The sequence below is a fragment of the Romboutsia sp. genome (assembly GCF_051659545.1).
Lineage (GTDB): Bacteria > Bacillota > Clostridia > Peptostreptococcales > Peptostreptococcaceae > JBOFOR01.
Genome location: NZ_JBOFOR010000224.1, coordinates 1 through 21,534, shown reverse-complemented (window position 1 = coordinate 21,534; position 21,534 = coordinate 1). Strand labels below are relative to the sequence as shown.

The window sequence follows — 21,534 nt, the reverse complement described above, 5'->3', positions numbered from 1 at the left end:
TAAAAAAAGGCTTAAATATTATATTTAAGCCTTTTTAAATTATTTGCTAATCATTTTTGTTTTTATACGGTCAAATGTATAATATACAACAGGAACTACAACTAGAGTAAGTACTGTAGAGAAGATTAAACCTCCGGTTACAGTAACTGCTAAAGGAAGTTGAAGCTCTGCACCTTCACCAATACCAAGAGCCATAGGAAGAAGTCCTAAGACTGTAGTTAAAGTGGTCATAAGTATAGGTTGAAGTCTAGTAGGACCTGCAATTAATATTGCATCAACTGTAGATTTACCTTCTGACTTTAATCTATTTATTAAATCTACTAAAACTATACCATTGTTAACTATTATACCAGTAAGTACAACAAAGCCAATCATTGCAGGAATACTTACAGGAATATCAAATATAAATAATGCAAGTAAAGCACCAACAAAAGCTAGTGGTACAGTAAACATTATTATAAATGGACTAAGTAATGACTCAAATTGTGCTGCCATAACCATATAAACTAATGCTATTGAAAGAATAAGTGCTAACAATAAGCTAGAGAATGCTTCATTCATTTGAGCAACCTCTCCACCAAAAGAAATAGAATATCCGTTAGGAAGTTTATAATCTTTAAGCTCTTCTTTCATATCGTTTACAACTTCTCCTAAAGACCTACCATTAATGTTTGCAGAAATAGTCATTGATCTATTTTGGTTAGTTCTATTTATACTATGGTAGCCTTCGCCTCTTTCAAGAGAAGCAATTTGACTAAGTGGAACTTTTTGACCAGTTTGAGTAATAATATTAATATTTTCAAGGTTATAAAGTGTAGGATTCGAGGTATCATCTGAATAGATACTTACATCATAAGTTTTTCCTTCTACAGTAAAGCTAGACACAGTAGAGCTTTGTAGATTTTGGTTTATAACTTGTGATACCATTTGGCTAGTAACACCGTACTTAGCAGCCTTTTCTTTATCAACTACAACTTTTATTTCTTGGGCATTTTTTTCATTAGCAACTTTTACATCAATTGCACCCTTTACTGTTGATACTTTTTCCACAACTTTATTGCTTATTTTTTCTAAAGTTTTTAACTCATGTCCTGATATTGTAATAGAGATTGGAGCACTTTGACCAGTAGACATCATGCCACCAGAGGAATTAACTTTTATATCTACACCAGGTATATCTTTAACCTTTTTTCTTACAAGGTTTGCTATTTCAACATCCGAGTTATCTCTTTCTTTTGAATCTTTTAAAACTAACATTATGCTAGCGGTAGAACTAGATTCAGAAACTGATAAAGTAGTTGTTTCTACATCTTTAATTTTTCCAACCTTTTTTATTACATATTCACCAGTATCATTTACAACTTGTGAATTAGTGCCTTTAGGTAATATAGCATCTACATATACTATTCCTTGGTCAGAGGTAGGGAAAAATTCTATTCCTGTAGCAGTAAGAGAAACTCCTCCAAGTATTATTGATAGTACTAATATGCCACCAACAAGTAACTTGTTCATTAATGCCCATTCCAGAACGTTAGTGTATTTAACTTTTAATTTATTTACAAATTTATTTTCTTTATTAAAGGATTCATCAGTTATTAATCTAGAGGCTAAAAGAGGAACTAATGTAAAGGCTACTAATAAAGAACAAACTAATGCAAAGGTTACTGTTAAAGCCATTTCTTTAAATATAGTAGCTGCAATTCCTTCCACAAATACTATAGGTAAAAATACACATATAGTAGTAAGGGTAGAAGCTGTAATTGCAGAAGCAACTTCCTTTGTACCTTGTATAGCTGCATCCGTACTTGATAGTCCTAATTTTTTCAATCTAGATATATTTTCAATAACTACAATTGAGTTATCTACCAACATTCCTATACCTAAAGCCATACCACCGAGAGATATCATATTTAAGGTCATATTAGCAAAATAAATAGATACAAAAGTTGCTATAACAGATATAGGAATAGATATAGCCATTATTAAAGTTGTCTTTAAGTCTTTTAAGAAGAATAATAAAACTAAAATAGCTAATATTGCACCTATAATTGCATTTGTTTTAACTGCATTTAAGGATAGATTTATAAATTCAGCTTGATCAAATATAGGTGTTATTTCAAGATCTTTATTTGATTTTTTTAATTTATTTAGTTCGTTGTTTATTGCTTTAGATAATTTAACCGTGTTAGCAGTGCTTTCTTTTTGAACTGAAAGAATTAAACTATCTTTTCCGTTTATCTTAGAAAAACTAGCTTTTCCTTTAGGTGCAAGTTTTACATCGGCAACATCTTTTAACTTTACTACATCACCACTTTGGGTAGGAATAAATATATTTTCTATATCTTCAATACTTTTAAACTGATTAGAAGCTCTAACTAATATATTTAAGTCCCCTTCTTTTATAGTTCCTCCAGGAGTGTTTAGATTTTCACTTCTTATTAAATTAATAAGTTGAGCAGAGTTAATTCCAAAGGAAGCTAATTTATCAGGATTTAAAACTATCCTAACTTCATCAGAAGAAGCCCCCATTAAATCAACAGTAGCCACACCATCCACACGTTTTAAAGCAGGTGTTAAAACATTATTAGCCCAAGTTGATAAATTAGATATATCTTTTCCTTCCATACTAATACCTAAATTCATTATAGGCATCATATTAGGATTCATTTTTATTATAGTAGGTGAAGATGCACCACTTGGTAACATACCTTTAACCATATCTATTTTTTCTCTAACTTCAATAGAAGCAAAATCCATATCAGTTCCATCTTGGAATTCTAACATTATCATTGATGAACCTTCAGAGGATACTGAATTAATATTTTCTACATTTGAAGTTGTAAGAAGAATTCCTTCAAAAGGTTCTGTAACCAAACTTTCTATTTCCTCAGGACCTGCACCATGGTATTGAGTCATAACCATCAGCATTGGTAAATTAAATGATGGAAGCATATCTACATTTAATTTAAAGAAGGATACTACACCAAACATAAGGACCGTAATTATAGCCATAAATATAGTAACAGGTCTTTTTATACTAAAAGAAGTCAATTTCATTATTTGTCACCTCCAGCTATATTAACTACATCTCCAACGTTTACAAAGTCTTTACCTCTTGTTATTACTTTATGTCCAGAGCGTAGACCACTTAATATTTCAACAAAATCGTCATTCTCCATACCTAAAGCTACTTTTACTTTTTTAACTTTATTTTCTGGACTTACTATGTAAACATAAGGAGTACCGTTAGTTCTAAATAAGGCATTTTTAGAAATAACTATAGTATCTTCTCGTTTTGTGCTAGGTATATAAATTTCGGCAAAACTTCCAGATTCAAGCTTTTCTTTGTTAGGAATAGTGATTTTTACAGAGTAATCCTTTTCTTCACTTCCAGTAATAGCTTCAATAGAAGCTATTTTTCCGCTAGTTTCTATTATTTTACCTTTTTTACTTTGAATTGAAACCTTGTGTTCATTTCCGATACTTATTAAGCCGATATCTTTATTAGATACAGTTATTTCAAGTGATAATTGAGACGTATCAGAGACTACTATTGGTGGATTTAATCCAACAGGTACTTCTCCTACCTTAGCATTAATATTTGATACAATACCATCAAAAGGAGCTTTTAAGGTAAAGCTTTCTTTAGTTTCAAGTGTAGAATCGTAAATTTCTTTTAATTGAGAAATTTGAGAATTAATGCCACTTTCATCAAAAGAAGAGAGGCTTTTTTCTAAAGCTACTTTTTGAACTTCCAAGGTTGTCATAGAAGAACTTAAATTAGAAATTTCTTTAGATAAATTATTTATCTTTTCTAATAAAGGCGTAGATTTTATTTGAAACTCTGCCTGAGAAATTAGGTTATTTTCCTTATCTTGTTTCAATTTATCAAGTTCTTTATTAACATCAGTTAATTCATTTTTTAAAGGTGTTAACTTTTTCTTTGCATTTTCTATTTGAGTATTTAATTGAGATAGTTGATTTTTAACTTGCAATAATTGATTTTTAGATTGTTCTACTCCAGCAGTTGCTTTATCGTAAGCATTTTTTGCTTGTGTAACTTGTTCATCTACATTAGAACTATCAAAAACCATTAGAACTTGTCCTTTTTTTACAGAATCTCCTTTTTTTACATTTACACTTTTTAAATTAGTGGGTATTTTAGGGGATAACTGTTCCTCTTGAATACCTGTAACAGTACCAGAGAATTTTGTGTTTTTTTCAATACTTTTTTGCTCAAGTTTTTCAACTTGTACAGTTGGAACATTATTAGAATCAACAGTTGCTTTATCATCTGATTTTCTAACAAAGTACAGAGCGCTAAAACCAATAGTAATAACTACTATGGATAAAATTATGTTTCTATTTTTTATCAACTGACAGCCTTCCTTTCTTATGCAGTAAATAGATTTCTTTTATATTTTACCATAATAAACATTAATATAAATTAATTATTTTAAAGAAAAAGTTAAAAATAGTTGAAATATTTAAAATAGTGTGATAAAACTATATCAAAAGTGTAGGGGGAGATTTAGAATGAGTATAATCGTTCAAAAATACGGGGGGAGTTCAGTAAGTAATACAGACAAAATAAAAACAATAGCCCAAAATATTATTACAAGAAAAGAAAGAGATCCAAATATCGTTGTAGTAGTTTCTGCTATGGGAGACACTACAGATGATTATATAAAATTAGCAAAGGATATAAGTGATTCACCAGACAAGAGAGAATTAGATGTTTTGATGTCAACTGGGGAAATGATAGCAGCATCTCTTTTATCAATGGCATTAAAGGCAAATGGTTGTGATTCTGTCAGTTATAGTGCCTATCAATTAGATATAAGTACTAGTGGATCTCATGGGAAATCACAAATAGATGATATAGATGTTAAGAGAATAGAAAAAAGCTTAGAAGAAGGAAAAGTTGTAATAGTAACAGGTTTTCAAGGTGTAAATGATGAAGGAGATATTACAACTCTTGGTAGAGGTGGTTCAGACACATCGGCAGTAGCACTAGCAGTTAAATTAGGGGGAATGTGTGAAATTTATACTGATGTAGATGGTATTTACTCAACAGACCCTAGAAAATATACAACTGCAAAAAAATTAGAAGAAATAGAATATGAAGAAATGTTAGAATTAGCAAGTTTAGGTGCACAAGTTATGCATTCTAGAAGTATAGAGTTAGCTCAAAAATATGGTATTGAAATTTATGTAGGTCTATCTTGTGGACAAGAAAAAGGGACATATATAAGGGGAGGAAAAGATATGAAATTAGAAGAGAGAGTAATAACAGGTTTAGCTACTAGTGATGATGATATATCTGTAACTATAAAGGATTTTGAATCTTCAAATATAGCGAGTTTATTTGAAGATATTGCAAATAAAGGTATTAGTGTAGATATGATAAGCCAAACAGCTCCTATAGAGAAAAATATAAGCGTATCATTTACAGTACCTAAGGAAGACATGAAAGAATGTAAAGGTATAGTTTCTAAATATGCTCCCAAAGAAAATATAGTAATAGATGAAGAGATTACAAAGTTCTCTTTAGTTGGATTAGGTATGAAAAATACTTATGGAGTAGCATCTAAAGTATTTAAAATCTTTAATGAAAACAATATAGGAATAAAGCTTATAACTACATCAGAAATAAGAATAACATGTGCTATAAACTCTAGTGAAAAACAAATAGCAATTGAAAAAATAGCTAGAGAATTTAATTTATAATATTAGGGGGATAACAATGAAACTTCATGGGAATATGTCAATTCAAGGTAGTAATTTATATATAGGAGGATATAGTTGTTTAGAGTTAGCTCAAAATTACGGAACGCCATTATATGTAGTAGATGAAGATTTAGTGAGACAAAATTGTAGAGAATACATGAAATATTTTAAAGTTAAAGAAAATAATAATCGAGTAGCATATGCAGGTAAAGCATTTTTACCTATGTATATGTGTAAGCTTATAGATGAAGAAAAATTATACCTAGATGTAGTTTCAGGTGGAGAATTATATACAGCTTATAAAGCTGGATTTCCAATGGAGAAAATTTTGTTTCATGGAAATAATAAGACAATTGATGAAATAGAGATGGGAATTAATTTAGGGGTAGGAATATTTGTAGTAGATAATTATTATGAGTTAGATTTAATAGAAAGAAAATGTAGAGAAGAAAATAAAACACAAGAAATTTACTTTAGAATTACTCCAGGAATAGAAGCACATACTCATGATTATATAAAAACAGGTCAAATAGATTCTAAATTTGGTTTTGCCCTAGTAAATGGAGATTTGAACAATGCATTAGAAAAATTACAAAACTATAAGCATATAGAATTAGTTGGGATTCATGCACATATTGGTTCTCAAATTTTTGATATCGAGCCTTACTTAGATGAAGTAGATATAATGATGAATTTGGTAAAAAAAATTAAAGAAAGCTTTGGTATATCTATAAAGGAAGTAGACCTAGGTGGAGGAATAGGAGTATATTATACTAAAAAAGATAAGCCTAGAACTATTAAAGACTTTTGTGAAGCTATAATAAAAAGAGCAGAAAGAACCTGCCATGAAATTGGAATAAAGGTACCCACATTAGTAATTGAACCTGGTAGATCTATAGTTGCTAATGCAGGAAGCACTTTATACACTGTAGGTTCTATAAAAGATATAAAAAATGTAAGAACTTATGTAAGTGTTGATGGTGGAATGACAGATAATATAAGACCATCTTTATATCAAGCAGGTTACGAGTGTGCTATTGTAAATAAAATAGGATACGATAAAATAAATCAAGTTACAGTAGCAGGAAAATGTTGTGAAAGTGGAGATATATTAATAACAGATACAAATATAATGGATATCCAAAGTGGAGACATATTAATAACAGCGTCTACTGGAGCGTATGGATATTCAATGGCATCTAATTACAATAAGATACCTAAGCCAGCTGTAATTGCTGTAAAAGATGGAAATACAAAAATAATATGCAAAAGACAAAGTTATGAAGATATTATAGAATTAGAAGTTAATGGAGTTTTAGAATTAGAATTAAATGATTAGATAATTGAATGATTAAATAACTAAATATTAAAAATGAGAAGAACTATATCTATGACTTAGATATAGTTTTTTGAGTTGCCCAAAGCATATTAATAATATTAATAGCTATGGGAATATTATGAGAAAGTAGAAAAATATTTTTCTAAAAACATACTAGAAAAAGTCATTCTTAATATAACTAAATATAAAATTATTTACTTTTTTTTGATATTTTTCTTTATAAAAACAATTATTATGATAAAATTTATAGTGTATATAAGGAGGTCTGTATGAAAATAAAACTAATTTTAGTAATAGCTATATTATCTATTTTTATAGTAGGATGTGAATCTAAAGAAGAAATTAATTTAACAGAACAAGGTAAAACGGCCTTAGAAAAGCATGAATACACAGAAGCTAAAGAATTGTTTTCACAAGCATTAGAAATAGATGGCGATGATGAACACGCTAGAGCAATGTATATGCAAGCTACTAGAATGTTAGAGATGAAGGAATACGAAGAACAGAAAAATTATAAAAAAGCCATTAAGGAACTTGAATTTATAGAAAATATAAAAGGTGGATCAAGTGTTATAAAAAGTGAAGCCTCTAGCAAAAAGAAAGAATTTGAAAAATTAAAAGAAGAACATGAAAAAGCACAACAAGAAAGAAAAGCTAATGCAAAAAAGGCTTCAAGTAATGATGCTTATAAAGTAGAAAGAGATGCCCTAAGAGAATACGCAGAACAACAAAAACAAAAAGAAGAAGAAAAGAAAAAGCAAGAACAAGCAAACCAAGAACAAAATAATCAACAAAAACCTGGAACTGAAAATCCAAATCCAGACGAAAGTGATAAGAATGAAACTAATGATGAAAAAGATGATTAATATAAAATTAAGATACTAAAAGAGGAGTTGCCTAAAAATTGTTAAACTATACAATAAGGCAACTTTTTTCGATAATATATAAAAGGGGGGATTAGCTTGGTAAAAAAGATTTTATTATTAGGGAATCGAAAATTATATGAAAAAAGTGAATTAATACAAAAGGACGAAATTAACTATATAAAAGAAGTTGTTGGAGACTTACATGAGACTCTTATAGACTTTAGAAAAAAACACAAAGTGGGTAGAGCAATTGCAGCACCACAAATTGGAGTACCAAAAAGATTAATTTACATGTATATTAATGAACCAATAGTATTTATAAATCCAACTTTAGAATTTGAAGATGAAGAAACTATAGAGGTAATAGATGATTGCATGTCTTTTCCAGAAATACTAGTAAAAGTAGATAGATACAAAAGATGTACCATAAAATACAGAGATATTAACTGGGATAAATGTGAAATGAAACTAGAAGATGATTTGTCAGAGTTAATACAGCATGAATATGACCACCTGGATGGAATACTAGCGACAATGAGAGCAAAAGATAACAAATCTCTATTTCTAAAAAGTGAGATTAAAATTAACTAACAAAACTATAAAATTAACTAACAAAACTATAATAAGCTAAAAGGATTAGTAGATGCTAACCCTTTTAGCTTATTATAGTTTTATAAATCCTATCTTGATTTTTTTATTTTAAGTCCATTTTCAACGTACCTATTTAGATAAACTTTTATTACAGCAGCTGTAGGAACAGATAAAAAAATTCCTATAAATCCAAATAATGAGCCCCCTATTATAATAGCTGAGATTACCCAAATTGGACCAAGACCTACTTGATTGGACATTATCTTGGGACAAATAAAATTTCCGTCTAATTGTTGTAGTAAAAATATAAAAATTGCAATCCATAAAGCCTTAATAGGACTGTAAACTAATGTCATAAGTATAGGTGGAATAGCGCCTATAAAAGGACCAAAATAAGGTACCATATTTGTCAAAAATATAATAAAGGATAAAAATAATACATTATCAATTTTGATTATAAATTTGAAAGCAACAAATGAAATCATACCTACAATTAAAGCATCTATTATTTGTCCTATAAGATAGTGATAAAATATGTTATGAACCATTTTAAAAAAATCTATAAAACTATTGGCTCTGTTTTTATCAAGAAAAGCGTAAAGTAGATTTTGAAAGTTTAATTTTATTTTTTCCTTATCAAATAGAATATAAATGGATAAAATTATGCCAATAATAATATCAAATACTAAGTTTGTAATACTAAGCACATATACTAAAACATCTGATGGAGTTTTAGTAAATACATTTATGAGATTAGTTAGTATTTCATTTATATTATACTGAATATCTGGAATAATGGATTCTAATGTACTACTTTCATTGATAAACTTATTAAAAAAATCAATTGATAGATTAATGTAGTTTGGAATTTCTACAACTAAAATATTTAAGGTATCTACAATAGCTGGAATTAAAAGCTTACAACAAACTAATAATAATAACATTACTAAAAGATAAGACATAAATATGTTTATTAACCTATGTAATCCTAATTTTTTTTCAAAAATCATAACTAATGGATCTAAAAGTAATGTAAAAAATATTGCAAGTAAAAAAGGGCTTAAAAAAGTTATCAACCCACTTATATTAGAAAAAAATTGTGATGGATAAGCTACAATTCTATAAATTAATATAGAAATAAATGCTATAAAAATAAAGTATTTTATATTTTGTCTTGAAACCATATTACCTCCTTAGGCAATATAAAAATTACCTCTATACATATATTATGCAAATGTAGAAAATATATAAGATTATAGTAAAGGTTTAGTAGTTGTTAATAATTTTTAAAGAAAGTAAATTTAGTACGAAAAAATAATAGTTTTGTTTTTTTAAATTATGTATTATAGTATAATAGACAAAAATATACAAAGAAGGTGAAGTTATGAGAATTAATAAATATATAGCTTCTTGCGGAATAGCATCAAGAAGAAAGTCAGAAGAAATAATATTACAAGGAAGAGTAAATGTAAATGGAAATACTGTACAAGAATTATCATTTAATATAGATGAAAGTAAAGATGTAGTAGAAATAGATGGAGAAAGAATAGGACTAGCAGGAAAACAAGTTTATATAGTACTAAATAAGCCTGAAGGATATATAACAACTGTAAAAGATCAATTTGATAGACCAAGTGTACTTGATTTAGTAAGCGATATAGAAGAAAGAGTTTATCCAATCGGTAGATTAGACTACGAAACTAGTGGGCTTTTAATTCTTACAAATGATGGAGATTTAACATATAAATTAACTCATCCAAAACATGAAGTGGACAAGACTTACATGGCAATAGTAAAGGGAATACCCACTAGCGAGGAATTGAGTCAATTTGAAGAAGGTCTTTATATAGAAGACTACAAAACAGCACCTGCAAAAATTAAAATAGTAAAAAAAGACGAAGAAAAAAAATACTCTATATGTCAAATTAAAATACATGAAGGTAGAAATAGACAAGTAAGAAAAATGTGTAGAGCAATAAATCATCCAGTACTGAGACTTAGAAGAGTTGCTATGGGCGAAATTACTTTAAAAGATACGGAAATAGGTAACTATAGACATTTAAGCAAGGAAGAAGTAGAGTATCTAAAAAGCATAAAATAGAGGTGTAGTATGATAAAATCAAAATACCTAACTAAGGTTACTGACATAAATAAGTTGTATTTAGAAGAAGTAATAAATGTAGGAGATATAGTAGTAGATGCTACTATGGGAAATGGCTACGATACAAAATATTTAGCTCAAAAAGTAGGAAAAAATGGATTTGTATACAGTTTTGATGTGCAAGAAGAAGCTATTAAGTCCACTAAAAAAAAGTTAGAAAAAGAAAACTTACAAGATAGAGTTAAATTAATACTAGATGGCCATGAAAATATGGACAAATATGTAAAAGAAGAAGTTTCTTGTGTTGTATTTAATTTAGGATATTTGCCTAGGGCAAAACATCAAGTTATAACGCAGCCTGAAACTACAATTAAAGCTATTGAATTTAGTCTAAAATTATTGAAACCACATGGGATAATAAGTATAGCAATATATACAGGTCATCCAGGTGGAATGGAAGAAAAAAATAGTGTTTATGAATTTGTTAAGAACTTAAATCAAAGTGAATTTAGCGTATTAGAGTGTGGATTTATAAACCAAATAAATAATCCACCGCAATTAGTATTAATAGAAAAAAAGAAAGAATATTTATAATAAATTCATAAATGTAAAAATAAACTAAAAATATAAATCTCCATTATGGGGATTTTATATAGACCATCTTGTGAAACGTGATATAATGGTATTAGATAGTTCAAGGACACTTAAATGTACAGAAAATTTAAAAAATTAAAAGATTACTAAAACATAGTCATCAAAAGTGTTAATCAATAGTAGAGTTTAGTAGTAGCATTTAAATAATTGAACTTTTTAAGATTGATATAAAGGATACTAAGGATTTATATTATTATAAAGGAGATAGTTATGGAAGATACAAAAGATTTAAAAGACAGTAAGTATTTAATATCAAATATACAAGCTCAATATCCAAGGTTTAGTAAGGGTCAAAAACTTATAGCTCAGTATATACTAAAAAGTTACGACAAGGTTGCATTTATGACAGCTTGTAAATTAGGAGAAACAGTAGGAGTTAGTGAATCAACAGTTGTAAGATTTGCTAATGCTATGGGGTACTCTGGATATCCAAAACTACAAGATGCACTTCAAGAGCTTATAAAAAATAAGTTAACAACAGTGCAAAGAGTGGAAATGGCAAAAGAATATAGTGATGACTCTACAATACTAAAAAAAGTCTTAAAAAGTGATATAGATAATATAAAAGATACTTTAGAAGAAATAGATGAAAAAGCTTTCGAAAAAGCAGCAACTAAATTACTAACAGCTAAAAAAATATACATATTAGGGATGAGAAGCTCTTTTACTATAGCTCAATATCTAGGGTATTATTTAGATATTATATTAGATAATGTTCATATAATAAGAACTGATATGGGAGATGCATTTGAGCAAACAGTAAGAATAAGCGAAGGTGATGTGTTAATAGCAATAAGTTTCCCTAGATATTCAAAAAAATCTTATCAAATAGTTGATTGTGCGAAAGAAAAGGGAGCTCATATAATAGCATTAACTGATAGCTTGTTTGCACCAGTTGCTTCACTTGCAGATAATATTCTTTTAGTTAAGAGTAATATGGCATCTTTTGTTGATTCCTTAGTGCCTGCATTTAGTGTAGTAAATGCACTTATAGTTTCTGTTGGTATGAAGGAAAAAGAAGAAATTAAAGAGTATTTTGATGAGCTAGAAGGCATTTGGAAAAAATATTCTGTTTACGAGTAGGATAATTAAATATATATATATAAAGCTGACTGTACTTGTACAGTCAGCTTTACTTTGAATAAGGACATGTAGATTGTTCTCCATATATTATTATATTAAAGTCCCCACATAGTTAGTTTAATACAGGGGGGATTTATCAATAAAGATTATTCTAAATTTAATTTTCTATCTAATATATATTTAGTAGCAAAGAACAATCCGATTAATAAAACTAAATTAAATATTGTAGAACTTATTAATCCAGTATTAATTAATGAAATAATGTCGTGTGGGATGGTAGAAATTCCATTTACGGTATTTACATCAACATTTAACATCATGCCCTCATTAGCGTTATTGAATAAAAATAAACCAAGTAAGTTCTGAACAAAGGAAAATAATATATTAAGAGCGATAAAGCTAATAAAAGAAGCTAAATTTCTGTGCTTATTAAATACAGGTAATTGACCCATAGAAAGGGCTAAATATACTGTAAATATAAATACAGAATATCCAAGGAATATTAACAAGATAAAATTAAATGCATATGGCCAATAACCTTGTGTAAAAATAACATTAAATAACTCACCAATAGACTGGAATATATAAGATAATTCCCAATTAAGGTCCTTTACAATAGGAATAATAGTTACTAAGAAAAATGCTAAGATAGCAGCAACGGCGCTTAGAACAGTCCATAAAAGAGCAACTAAATACTTAGATAATATTATTGTATTAGAACTTACAGGTAAAGTAAAAATTAAATAACCTTCATCTCCAAGTAAGTTTTTACTAAATCTTTGAAGTAGTACAACAAAAGTTATCACAAACATTGCAATAAGCAATGCACCAAATACCATCATAAGTAAACCTTGGATTTGAAACATTTCGCTATTTACAAAAAAACTGTTAATAAGTGCAACTACTAATAGTGTTATGTACAAAGGTAAAAATACTCTGCTAGTAGCTTTTAATTCATATTTTAATAATTTTCCTAACATCTAAATTCCTCCCTAAACAATGCATCTATAGACTTTCCTTTTTCTTCTCTTATTTCTTCTACATTTCCTTGCAATATAATATTGCCACTTGAGATGAATATAATATCATCGCATATATTTTCTATCTCACTTATTAAGTGAGTTGCAATTAGAAGAGTACTATCTTCACAATAATTTGTAAGTATAGTTTTTAATATATAACTTCTCGCGGCAGGGTCAACTCCACCAATAGGCTCATCTAGTATATATAAACTTGCCTTTCTAGACATAACTAATATCAACTGAACCTTTTCTTTAGTTCCTTTTGACATAGTCTTTAGCTTTTCATCTACATTAATACTAAGACTAACTATCATATTATTTGCTTTATCCATATCGAAGTCCTCATAAAAATCATTGAAAAATTCTAATAAATCTTTTACCTTCATCCAATCATTTAAATAAGTTCTTTCAGGGAGATAAGATACGACTTTTTTAGTTTCTATTGAAGGGCTTATTCCGCATATTAAAATCTCTCCGCTGTTAGGATGTAAAAGTCCGTTCATTAGTTTGATTAAAGTACTTTTACCACTACCATTAGGGCCTAAAAGTCCTACTATTTTACCTTTTGGAATATCCAGATTCATATTTGCTATGACTTCTTTATTACCGTAACTCTTTTTTAAATCTTTAATTTCTACTATGTTTTCCATTATTCCAACTCCTTCAAATTTTTCAGTATTACTTCTGTCAATTCCTCTTTTTTATAGCCAAGTTTGACAAGCATATTGTACAATTCTGAGATTTCCATTTTTGCCATATCTTCTCTTAATTGTATTATAATATTTGCATTTTCTGTAACAAATCTTCCAGTAGTTCTTTGGCTATATACCAGCTCCTCGCGTTCTAACTCTGATAATGCTCTTTGCATAGTATTTGGGTTTACTTCAAAATCAATAGCTAAATCTCTTACAGATTTTAGCTTAGAACCAGTAGGTATTTCTCCAGATATAATTTTCAATTTTAGAATATCCACTATTTGGAGATATATAGGTTTGTTATTATTAAACTCGAATGTCATTTAAACACCTCCACATTATTGTATTAGTTACTTAATACAATGATACGAGATTAAATAGAGATTGTCAACGACCTTTATTAGAAAAAAATAATTTTATAAAAAAACAATATCTATGTTTATTGCAATAAAAAAGCAAAATATTTACTATAATGATTATATTTAAAGTGAATTTAAGGAAAAATGTAGTAATGTATAGACAGAAGAAAAAAATGTGTAGATAATAAAATTATAGAACAAGTATATTTTAAGGGAGGTAAAAATGGGAGAGCCAATTTATAAAATCATAGAAAATCATGTAAAAGAATTAATAAAAACAAATGATTTAAAACAAGGTGATATGATACCCTCAGAAAAACAACTTAGTGAAGAATTTGAGGTAACTAGGATGACTGTAAGATCAGCTCTGAATAATCTTGTAAAGGAAGGTTATATCACAAGAAGAAGAGGAGTTGGTAGTATAGTATTAGGTAGTAAAATATACGATAACATCTCTGCAATAAGTGGTTTTACAAAAGAAATGCAAAATAAAGGGTATGAAGTATCTAATATTTTAGTTGATTTTAATATAATTGAAGCAGATGAAGAATTATCTAAGAAATTAAATATACCTATTGGAGATAATATATGGGAAATTAAAAGAGTAAGAATGGCTGATAAGATTAAGATATCATATATGGTCACTTATATGCCTATAAAATTATTTCCGAACTTAAATCAAAAGCACTGTATAGGATCACTTTATGAATATGTAGAAAGTATATGTGGTTATAAAATAGCAATATCTGAAAGATCTGTAGAAGCTATTATTTCAGATGTTGAGCTTGAAGATATTTTAGATTTAAATAAAAAAGAACCTATATTGTATATCAGACAAGCTTGCAGAATTGAAAATGGAGAGGTATTTGAATACTCTCATACTTATCATTATGGATATACATTAACACTAAATGCTGTAGCTAAATAAAAATTAAGTAACTAGAAAAGTCATTAGAAGATATTCTGATGACTTTTTTTGAGATAAACTTAAAAAAACAGTTAAATGTATAGACAAGTGATTGGTAAATTAGTTATTATTAACATAATAAAGTTAAATGTATAGACAAGTTATAAACGTTTAGTTAATATAGTTTAAGAATAAGAGTGAAAAGAGGACAAAAAATGGCTGAACCAATGTATAAAATTATAGAAAATAATGTGAAAGAATTAATAAACTCAGGTGAATTAAAGGAAGGTGATATGATTCCTTCTGAAAATGAGTTGTGTGACCAATTTAATGTAACTAGGATGACAGTAAGATCTGCTTTGAGTAACTTAGTTAAGGATGGCTATATTGCCAGAAGAAGAGGTATTGGAAGTATTGTATTAGCCAATAAAATATATGATAATATATCAGCAATAAGTGGGTTTACAAGAGAAATGAATAGTAAAGGGCTTGAAGTCTCAAATATCGTAGTAAGCTTAGAGGTAGTGCAAGCAGATAAAGAACTATCAGAAAAATTAAATATTGAGATAGGAGAAAACGTTTGGGAAGCAAAGAGGATTAGATTGGCTAGCGGAGCAAGAATTTCATATATGATTACTTATATGCCTCTAGTAATGTTTCCTAACTTAAATAAAGACCATTGCGCGGGTTCGTTATACAGCTTTGTAGAGGAGGTGTGCGGAATGAAAATAGCAATCTCCGAAAGAGAAGTTGAATCAATTATATCAGATGCAGAATTAGAAGAAATGTTGGCTTTAGAAAACCAAGAGCCTTTATTGTATATTAAGCAAGTGTGCAAGTTGCAAAATAGCCAAATATTTGAGCATTCACATACTTATCACTATGGGTATACACTAACTCTTAACGCAGTATCCAATTAATAAATAATAATTGATCTATAAAAATAAGAAAAAAATAAAAAAATGAAAATGTTTTCTTGAAATGTATATACATTTAGTATATAATCATAATATAAAGTAAAATGTATATACAATAGCTAAATTAAAGTATATACAAACAAAAAAGTATTATTGGAGGGAAATAAAGTGATAAAAATAATGTTAGCTTGCTCAGCAGGTATGTCAACTAGTCTATTAGTAACTAAAATGGAAAAGGCAGCAAAAGAAAGTGGAATAGAAGCTGAAATTTGGGCAATCTCAGAAGTAAATTTAGGTTCAGAAATAGAAAAATGTGATGTTTTATTATTAGGACCACAAGTAAGATATACATTAGGTAAAGCTACTGAAATGGCAAAACCACTGAATATTCCAGTAGAAGTAATCAACATGATGCACTACGGAATGTGTAATGGTCAAGCTGTATTAGATAGAGCAATAGAGTTATATAGCTCAAAATAACATTATTTAAAGGGGGAGAAAAAAATGGAAAAATTTATGGCCTTTATGGATAAGTATTTAGTTCCAGTGGCATCTAAGATAGGGTCACAAAGACACCTAGTAGCAGTAAGAGATGGTTTCGTAGCAATGATACCAGTAACAATGGCAGGAGCTTTTGGTACACTTATAAAAAATTTACCGGTTCCAGCATATCAAACATTTTTAGCAGAAAACGCATTTGGGCAACAAATAGCAGCAGTAGGTGGGAATTTATGGTGGGGATCATTAGCAATGATGTCATTATTCCTAGCAGTAGCAGTTGCTTATTGTTTAGCAAAATCATATGAATCAAATGGATTACAAGCAGGACTTATAGCATTATGTGGATTTTTAATATTAACTCCTCAATTATCAACAGTTACACCTGAAGGTGCAACTGAAGCTGTAATTGGATGGGGATATATTCCTTGGACATATGTTTCAACAAACGCACTATTTACAGCAATGATAGTTGCAATTGTATCAACAGAAATATATGTTAAGTTATCTAAAGTAACTTGGTTAACAATAAAAATGCCAGATGGTGTACCACCAGCAGTATCTAGATCATTTGCAAAATTATTACCAGGTGTTATAGCTTTATTTGCAATAGCAATCATAGGTGTAATAGTAGGATTAGTATCTGGCGGTCAATTTGTAAACGATATCCTAGCGACTTACTTATCTAAGCCATTAGCAGGCATGGCAGATTCAATGGGTGGAGCAATATTTGTTGCAATATTCGTCCATGTTTTATGGATATTTGGATTACACGGTGCAAACATAGCATTACCAGCAGTAGAACCAATATTAATGGAATTAGGTGGAAAGAACGCTGAGTTAGCAGCAGCAGGAGCAACTTCAGGATACCATGTATTTGCAGGAGCTTTCCTAGATGCATTCGTATACTTAGGTGGTTCAGGTATGATAATAGGATTAGTAATAGCGTTAATGATAGCAGGTAGAAGACGTAAAGAGATGATTGCTTTAGGTGGACCTCCAGCATGCTTTAACATAAGTGAACCAATGATATTCGGTATGCCAATAGTATTAAATCCAATATACATGATACCATTCGTATTAGCGCCAGTTATATGTACAGCATTAGCATATTTCGCTATATCTTCAGGAATGGTACCACCAGTTATAATGGCTAAAATACCATGGATAACTCCACCAGTATTTGGAGCAATTATGGCTACAGGAAGTTTAAAAGGTGGAGTATTAGCAGCAATCAACTTAGTAATATCTGTTATTGTATACTTACCATTCGTAGCAGTAGATGAAAGAATGGCTAAGAAAAAATTAGCAAAAGAGCAAGCTTAATATAGTAGTTTTAAGACTATATAAAAAAGAAATGAGATAGGGATGGTATCTACATGAAAAAAGGACTAAAAATTGTTACAATTGGGGGAGGGTCTAGTTACACTCCAGAACTTGTAGAAGGATTTATAAAAAGACATAGTGAACTTCCAGTGAAGGAATTATGGCTTGTGGATATAGAAGCGGGTAAAGAAAAGTTAGAAATAGTAGGTAACCTAGCAAAAAGAATGGTTAAAAAATCTGGTATAGATATGGAAGTACATTTAACGCTAGATAGAAGAGAAGCGTTAAAAGATGCAGATTTTGTAACTACTCAGCTTAGAGTTGGTTTACTAGATGCAAGAATAAAAGATGAAAGAATACCACTATCTCATGGTGTAATAGGTCAAGAAACTAACGGTGCTGGAGGGCTTTTCAAAGCCCTTCGTACTGTACCTATTGTACTAGATATAGTTAAGGATATTGAAGAATTATGTCCTAATACGTGGTTAGTAAACTTTACAAATCCGACAGGTGTAATAACAGAAGCAGTATTTAAATATACAAACTTCAAGAGATATATCGGATTATGTAATGTACCTATAGGTGTTAAAAATGGAATCGCAAAATTATTTGAAGTAGAACCTGATAGAATACATATGGATTTCGCAGGCCTTAATCATATGGTATATGGATTGAATGTATCTTTAGATGGAAAAGACATAACAAAAGAAGCAGTAGAGAAATTTACACAATCGAAAATAAGTATGGAGAATATAAAGGCTATCGACTTTAATCCTGAATTTGTAAAGGCTCTAGGAGCAATACCTTGTCCGTATCATAGATATTACTATAAGCAAAAAGAAATGTTAGAAGAAGAACTAGCAGAATTTGCAAAAGGTAAGGCTAGAGGGCAAGTTGTTAAAGAATTAGAAGAACAGTTATTTGAACTTTACAAAGATGAAAACTTAGATATAAAACCACCTCAATTAGAAAAAAGAGGGGGAGCATACTATAGTGATGCAGCTTGTAATTTAATAAGCTCTTTATATAATGATAAGAGAGATATACAAGTAGTAAACACTATAAATAATGGCGCAATAAGAAACTTCAAAGACGAAAGTGCTGTTGAAGTAAGTAGCGTTATAACTAGTGAGGGTCCAAAACCATTATCAATAGGATATCTACCAGAATGTACTGATGGATTAGTAAGTGATATAAAAACTTTTGAAAAACTAGCTGCAAAAGCTGCAGTATATGGTGATTACGAAAGTGCATTACTAGCATTATGTATAAATCCATTAATACCTAGTGATGATTTAGCTAAGGTAATATTAGATGAAATGCTAGAAGCGCATAAGGATTACTTACCTCAATTTAATAAATAGGAGAGATTATGACTAGACTAATTATTAATGCAGATGATTTTGGGTACTGTGAATCAGTAAATTACGGAATTATTTCTGCCTTCAAGAATGGAATAGTAAGATCAACTACTACAATGGCGAATATGCCAGGTTTTGAGCATGCAATGGAGCTTTTAAAAGAAAACAAAGGTCTTGGTTGTGGGGTTCATATGACACTTAGTTGTTATAAGCCTGTATTAGGTGGATTAAAAACTATTATAGACGGAAATGGAATGTTCTTTAAAAGAATAACAAATGAAGACATTGAAAAAATGGATTTAGAAGAAATATATCAAGAGTTTTGCGCTCAAATAGAGAAAGTAAAAGCTAAGACTGAAATAACTCATCTTGATAGTCATCATCATGTTCATACATTAAAAAGTCTTCAACCAGTAATTGAAAGAATAGTCGAAAAGTATGAATTACCTATTAGAGGTGGTTTCGAATACGACTTAAAGTATTCAAAAATAATCCCAATGGTAGAGACTTTCTATGGAGATAATGTAGGATATGAGTATTTTGAAAATAATATAGAAGAATTAAAAAAATATGAGGTTGTAGATATAATGAGCCATCCTGCATATTTAGACGAATTTATTTTAGGGTCAACATCTTATGCTATACCTAGAACAAAGGAATACAGTATACTGACATCTGAGAAAATAAAAGAGTTTGTGGGAAAAAACTTTAATTTATGCAACTACAAGGAAATTTAGGAGGAAAATAAGATGGATGAAAAAATATTTGAATTATCATTTAATATAATAGGATTTGCAGGAGAAGCAAAAGGAATAGCTTTTGAAGCGATAGCTGAAGCTAAAAAAGGTAATATAGAAGAGGCGAGAGCAAAACTAAAGGAATCAAAAGAGGTAATGGTAAAGGCTCACAGATTCCAAACAGAATTAATTCAAAATGAAGCAAATGGAAATAAAACTGACATGAGTGTAATTTTAGTTCATGCACAAGATCATTTAATGACAACTATGAACTATCAAATGTTAGCTGAAGAGTTTGTAGATTTATATGAAAGATTAGAAAATAAATAAATATTATATTTATTCAATTTAAATGGGGGGCAATAAGCCCCCCATTTATTATTTTGAAGATAATCCAAAACCATCTTCCCATATGAAATTTTTATCCTTAGTTAAAACATTGAATAGTTGTTCCGAATTATATTTACAGTGTTTATCTAAACAATATTTAGTGTCATCTTCAAGTTTTTCAAACTCACTATATAGGCTTAAATTTCCTGCAAAAGAAAGCATTTCATTTCTTAGGCGGTCCATATCAACTAAAAATTCAGCCCAATCCAGGTTTAGAGAATTATTTAATATCATAACCTTCATAGTATCTAAAAGATCATCTTTATTATTGCATTTAATAGATATTCTATTTGATGCTTTTATATTTTCCACGTAAGATATAATATTATCTAATAAATTGTTAAAGTTAATTTTTACAAATTTAATAAAAGAATCTTTTGTGAATCTACTGTAGACTTCATCTATGAATAATTCATCCATATCATTTTTCCATAGTGTAATTAAGGCAGAAGTATAATTGTAGTCTTTTTTAGGGTCACCATTTATATCATATAAGATAGGGTATAAGTAATTTTTTTCTATAGCGATAGACTTTCTAAAAAAATAACCTTCATCAGAAGATTCGATATAATTCTTTATTATATTTTCTACATTTAGATCTAAGATTAGACCATTATTAATAATTGAATCGATAAGTTCGTTAAATTTACTTGAATCAGTATTAGTAATTGTATTGACATCTAATTCATAAGCTAACTTATAAAGTTTTTGTTCATATATATGATTCATTAATTTTTCCATATAGTAATCAAAGTTGTAAGTATTATTGTTCATTTTGTGTACCTCCATATAATGATATTTAATTAATACCCTTATAAGTGAAATTTAACCTAATAAGGCGAAATTCCTCTTCCTCACCGTAGGAGGTGGAGGATGTAAGCCTACCGTTAGGTTATTTTTGATTTTCATAAAAAGATGTTATATAATAGAGTCAGTAGTAAATAATAATAAGGAGATA

Annotated in this window: 21 protein-coding genes; 14 read left to right on the top strand and 7 right to left on the bottom strand. The window is 29.1% G+C overall.

Annotated elements, in window-relative coordinates; genetic code table 11:
* Window positions 1-39: 39 nt before the first annotated feature.
* Together ACRC03_RS12420 and ACRC03_RS12415 are read right to left on the bottom strand one after the other, a co-directional pair.
* On the bottom strand, window positions 40-3,057 hold the full coding sequence (locus ACRC03_RS12420; protein ID WP_438652889.1) for an efflux RND transporter permease subunit: 3,018 nt from the start codon (window positions 3,055-3,057) through the stop codon (window positions 40-42).
* Window positions 3,057-4,376 (bottom strand): efflux RND transporter periplasmic adaptor subunit, encoded by a 1,320-nt coding sequence (locus ACRC03_RS12415; protein ID WP_438652888.1) that lies wholly within the window; start codon window positions 4,374-4,376, stop codon window positions 3,057-3,059. Before ACRC03_RS12415 ends, ACRC03_RS12420 begins: the two co-directional genes overlap by 1 nt.
* A gap of 160 nt (window positions 4,377-4,536) precedes the next feature.
* Between ACRC03_RS12415 and ACRC03_RS12410 the strand changes: the two genes are divergently transcribed.
* From ACRC03_RS12410 to ACRC03_RS12395, 4 genes are all read left to right on the top strand, one after another.
* The gene (locus tag ACRC03_RS12410; protein WP_438652887.1) at window positions 4,537-5,730 is read left to right on the top strand and encodes an aspartate kinase; all 1,194 of its coding nucleotides are present in this window, start codon (window positions 4,537-4,539) and stop codon (window positions 5,728-5,730) included.
* A gap of 16 nt (window positions 5,731-5,746) precedes the next feature.
* On the top strand, window positions 5,747-7,069 hold the full coding sequence (gene lysA, locus ACRC03_RS12405) for a diaminopimelate decarboxylase (RefSeq protein WP_438652886.1): 1,323 nt from the start codon (window positions 5,747-5,749) through the stop codon (window positions 7,067-7,069).
* A gap of 269 nt (window positions 7,070-7,338) precedes the next feature.
* Window positions 7,339-7,935 carry a hypothetical protein gene (locus ACRC03_RS12400; RefSeq protein ID WP_438652885.1) on the top strand — a complete coding sequence of 199 codons (597 nt, stop codon included), beginning with the start codon at window positions 7,339-7,341 and terminating at the stop codon, window positions 7,933-7,935.
* A gap of 96 nt (window positions 7,936-8,031) precedes the next feature.
* On the top strand, window positions 8,032-8,526 hold the full coding sequence (locus tag ACRC03_RS12395; protein WP_438652884.1) for a peptide deformylase: 495 nt from the start codon (window positions 8,032-8,034) through the stop codon (window positions 8,524-8,526).
* A gap of 89 nt (window positions 8,527-8,615) precedes the next feature.
* On the opposite strand, the gene ACRC03_RS12390 is transcribed toward ACRC03_RS12395, so the two are convergent.
* Window positions 8,616-9,710 carry an AI-2E family transporter gene (locus tag ACRC03_RS12390; RefSeq protein ID WP_438652883.1) on the bottom strand — a complete coding sequence of 365 codons (1,095 nt, stop codon included), beginning with the start codon at window positions 9,708-9,710 and terminating at the stop codon, window positions 8,616-8,618.
* A gap of 200 nt (window positions 9,711-9,910) precedes the next feature.
* On the opposite strand from ACRC03_RS12390, the gene ACRC03_RS12385 reads away from it, so the two are divergent.
* The 3 genes from ACRC03_RS12385 to ACRC03_RS12375 all read left to right on the top strand — a co-directional run bounded on the left by ACRC03_RS12385 (window position 9,911) and on the right by ACRC03_RS12375 (window position 12,364).
* The gene (locus ACRC03_RS12385; protein ID WP_438652882.1) at window positions 9,911-10,627 is read left to right on the top strand and encodes a pseudouridine synthase; all 717 of its coding nucleotides are present in this window, start codon (window positions 9,911-9,913) and stop codon (window positions 10,625-10,627) included.
* Between the two features lie 9 nt (window positions 10,628-10,636).
* Complete coding sequence (locus ACRC03_RS12380) at window positions 10,637-11,221, top strand: tRNA (mnm(5)s(2)U34)-methyltransferase (protein WP_438652881.1); 585 nt, start codon at window positions 10,637-10,639, stop codon at window positions 11,219-11,221.
* Window positions 11,222-11,491: 270 nt separating this feature from the next.
* Window positions 11,492-12,364 carry a MurR/RpiR family transcriptional regulator gene (locus tag ACRC03_RS12375; RefSeq protein WP_438652880.1) on the top strand — a complete coding sequence of 291 codons (873 nt, stop codon included), beginning with the start codon at window positions 11,492-11,494 and terminating at the stop codon, window positions 12,362-12,364.
* A 146-nt stretch (window positions 12,365-12,510) separates the two neighbouring features.
* Here the strand turns inward: ACRC03_RS12375 and ACRC03_RS12370 are convergent, their stop codons facing one another.
* From ACRC03_RS12370 to ACRC03_RS12360, 3 genes are read right to left on the bottom strand one after another with little or no spacing between them, the layout of a single operon-like run.
* A complete protein-coding gene (locus ACRC03_RS12370) occupies window positions 12,511-13,344 on the bottom strand; it encodes an ABC transporter permease (RefSeq protein WP_438652879.1) in 834 nt (277 codons plus the stop codon).
* A complete protein-coding gene (locus tag ACRC03_RS12365) occupies window positions 13,338-14,036 on the bottom strand; it encodes an ABC transporter ATP-binding protein (RefSeq protein WP_438652878.1) in 699 nt (232 codons plus the stop codon). The genes ACRC03_RS12370 and ACRC03_RS12365 overlap by 7 nt, the downstream gene beginning before the upstream one ends.
* On the bottom strand, window positions 14,036-14,404 hold the full coding sequence (locus ACRC03_RS12360) for a GntR family transcriptional regulator (protein ID WP_438652877.1): 369 nt from the start codon (window positions 14,402-14,404) through the stop codon (window positions 14,036-14,038). The genes ACRC03_RS12365 and ACRC03_RS12360 overlap by 1 nt, the downstream gene beginning before the upstream one ends.
* A gap of 259 nt (window positions 14,405-14,663) precedes the next feature.
* Between ACRC03_RS12360 and ACRC03_RS12355 the strand changes: the two genes are divergently transcribed.
* From ACRC03_RS12355 to ACRC03_RS12325, 7 genes are all read left to right on the top strand, one after another.
* A complete protein-coding gene (locus ACRC03_RS12355; RefSeq protein WP_438652876.1) occupies window positions 14,664-15,368 on the top strand; it encodes a GntR family transcriptional regulator in 705 nt (234 codons plus the stop codon).
* Window positions 15,369-15,562: 194 nt separating this feature from the next.
* Window positions 15,563-16,267, top strand: a complete 705-nt coding sequence (locus tag ACRC03_RS12350; RefSeq protein WP_438652875.1) for a GntR family transcriptional regulator — start codon at window positions 15,563-15,565, stop codon at window positions 16,265-16,267.
* Between the two features lie 165 nt (window positions 16,268-16,432).
* Entirely contained in the window at window positions 16,433-16,744 is a 312-nt protein-coding gene (locus tag ACRC03_RS12345; protein ID WP_438652874.1) for a PTS sugar transporter subunit IIB, read from the top strand.
* A 24-nt stretch (window positions 16,745-16,768) separates the two neighbouring features.
* Window positions 16,769-18,088, top strand: a complete 1,320-nt coding sequence (locus tag ACRC03_RS12340; protein WP_438652873.1) for a PTS sugar transporter subunit IIC — start codon at window positions 16,769-16,771, stop codon at window positions 18,086-18,088.
* A gap of 53 nt (window positions 18,089-18,141) precedes the next feature.
* Window positions 18,142-19,452 (top strand): 6-phospho-beta-glucosidase, encoded by a 1,311-nt coding sequence (locus ACRC03_RS12335; protein ID WP_438652872.1) that lies wholly within the window; start codon window positions 18,142-18,144, stop codon window positions 19,450-19,452.
* 8 nt (window positions 19,453-19,460) lie between these two features.
* Window positions 19,461-20,186, top strand: coding sequence for a carbohydrate deacetylase (locus ACRC03_RS12330; RefSeq protein ID WP_438652871.1), 726 nt, complete (start codon window positions 19,461-19,463; stop codon window positions 20,184-20,186).
* A 12-nt stretch (window positions 20,187-20,198) separates the two neighbouring features.
* On the top strand, window positions 20,199-20,516 hold the full coding sequence (locus ACRC03_RS12325) for a PTS lactose/cellobiose transporter subunit IIA (protein WP_438652870.1): 318 nt from the start codon (window positions 20,199-20,201) through the stop codon (window positions 20,514-20,516).
* Between the two features lie 48 nt (window positions 20,517-20,564).
* Here ACRC03_RS12325 and ACRC03_RS12320 read toward each other — a convergent pair whose 3' ends face one another.
* On the bottom strand, window positions 20,565-21,350 hold the full coding sequence (locus ACRC03_RS12320; RefSeq protein ID WP_438652869.1) for a hypothetical protein: 786 nt from the start codon (window positions 21,348-21,350) through the stop codon (window positions 20,565-20,567).
* Between the last annotated feature and the right edge of the window lie 184 nt (window positions 21,351-21,534).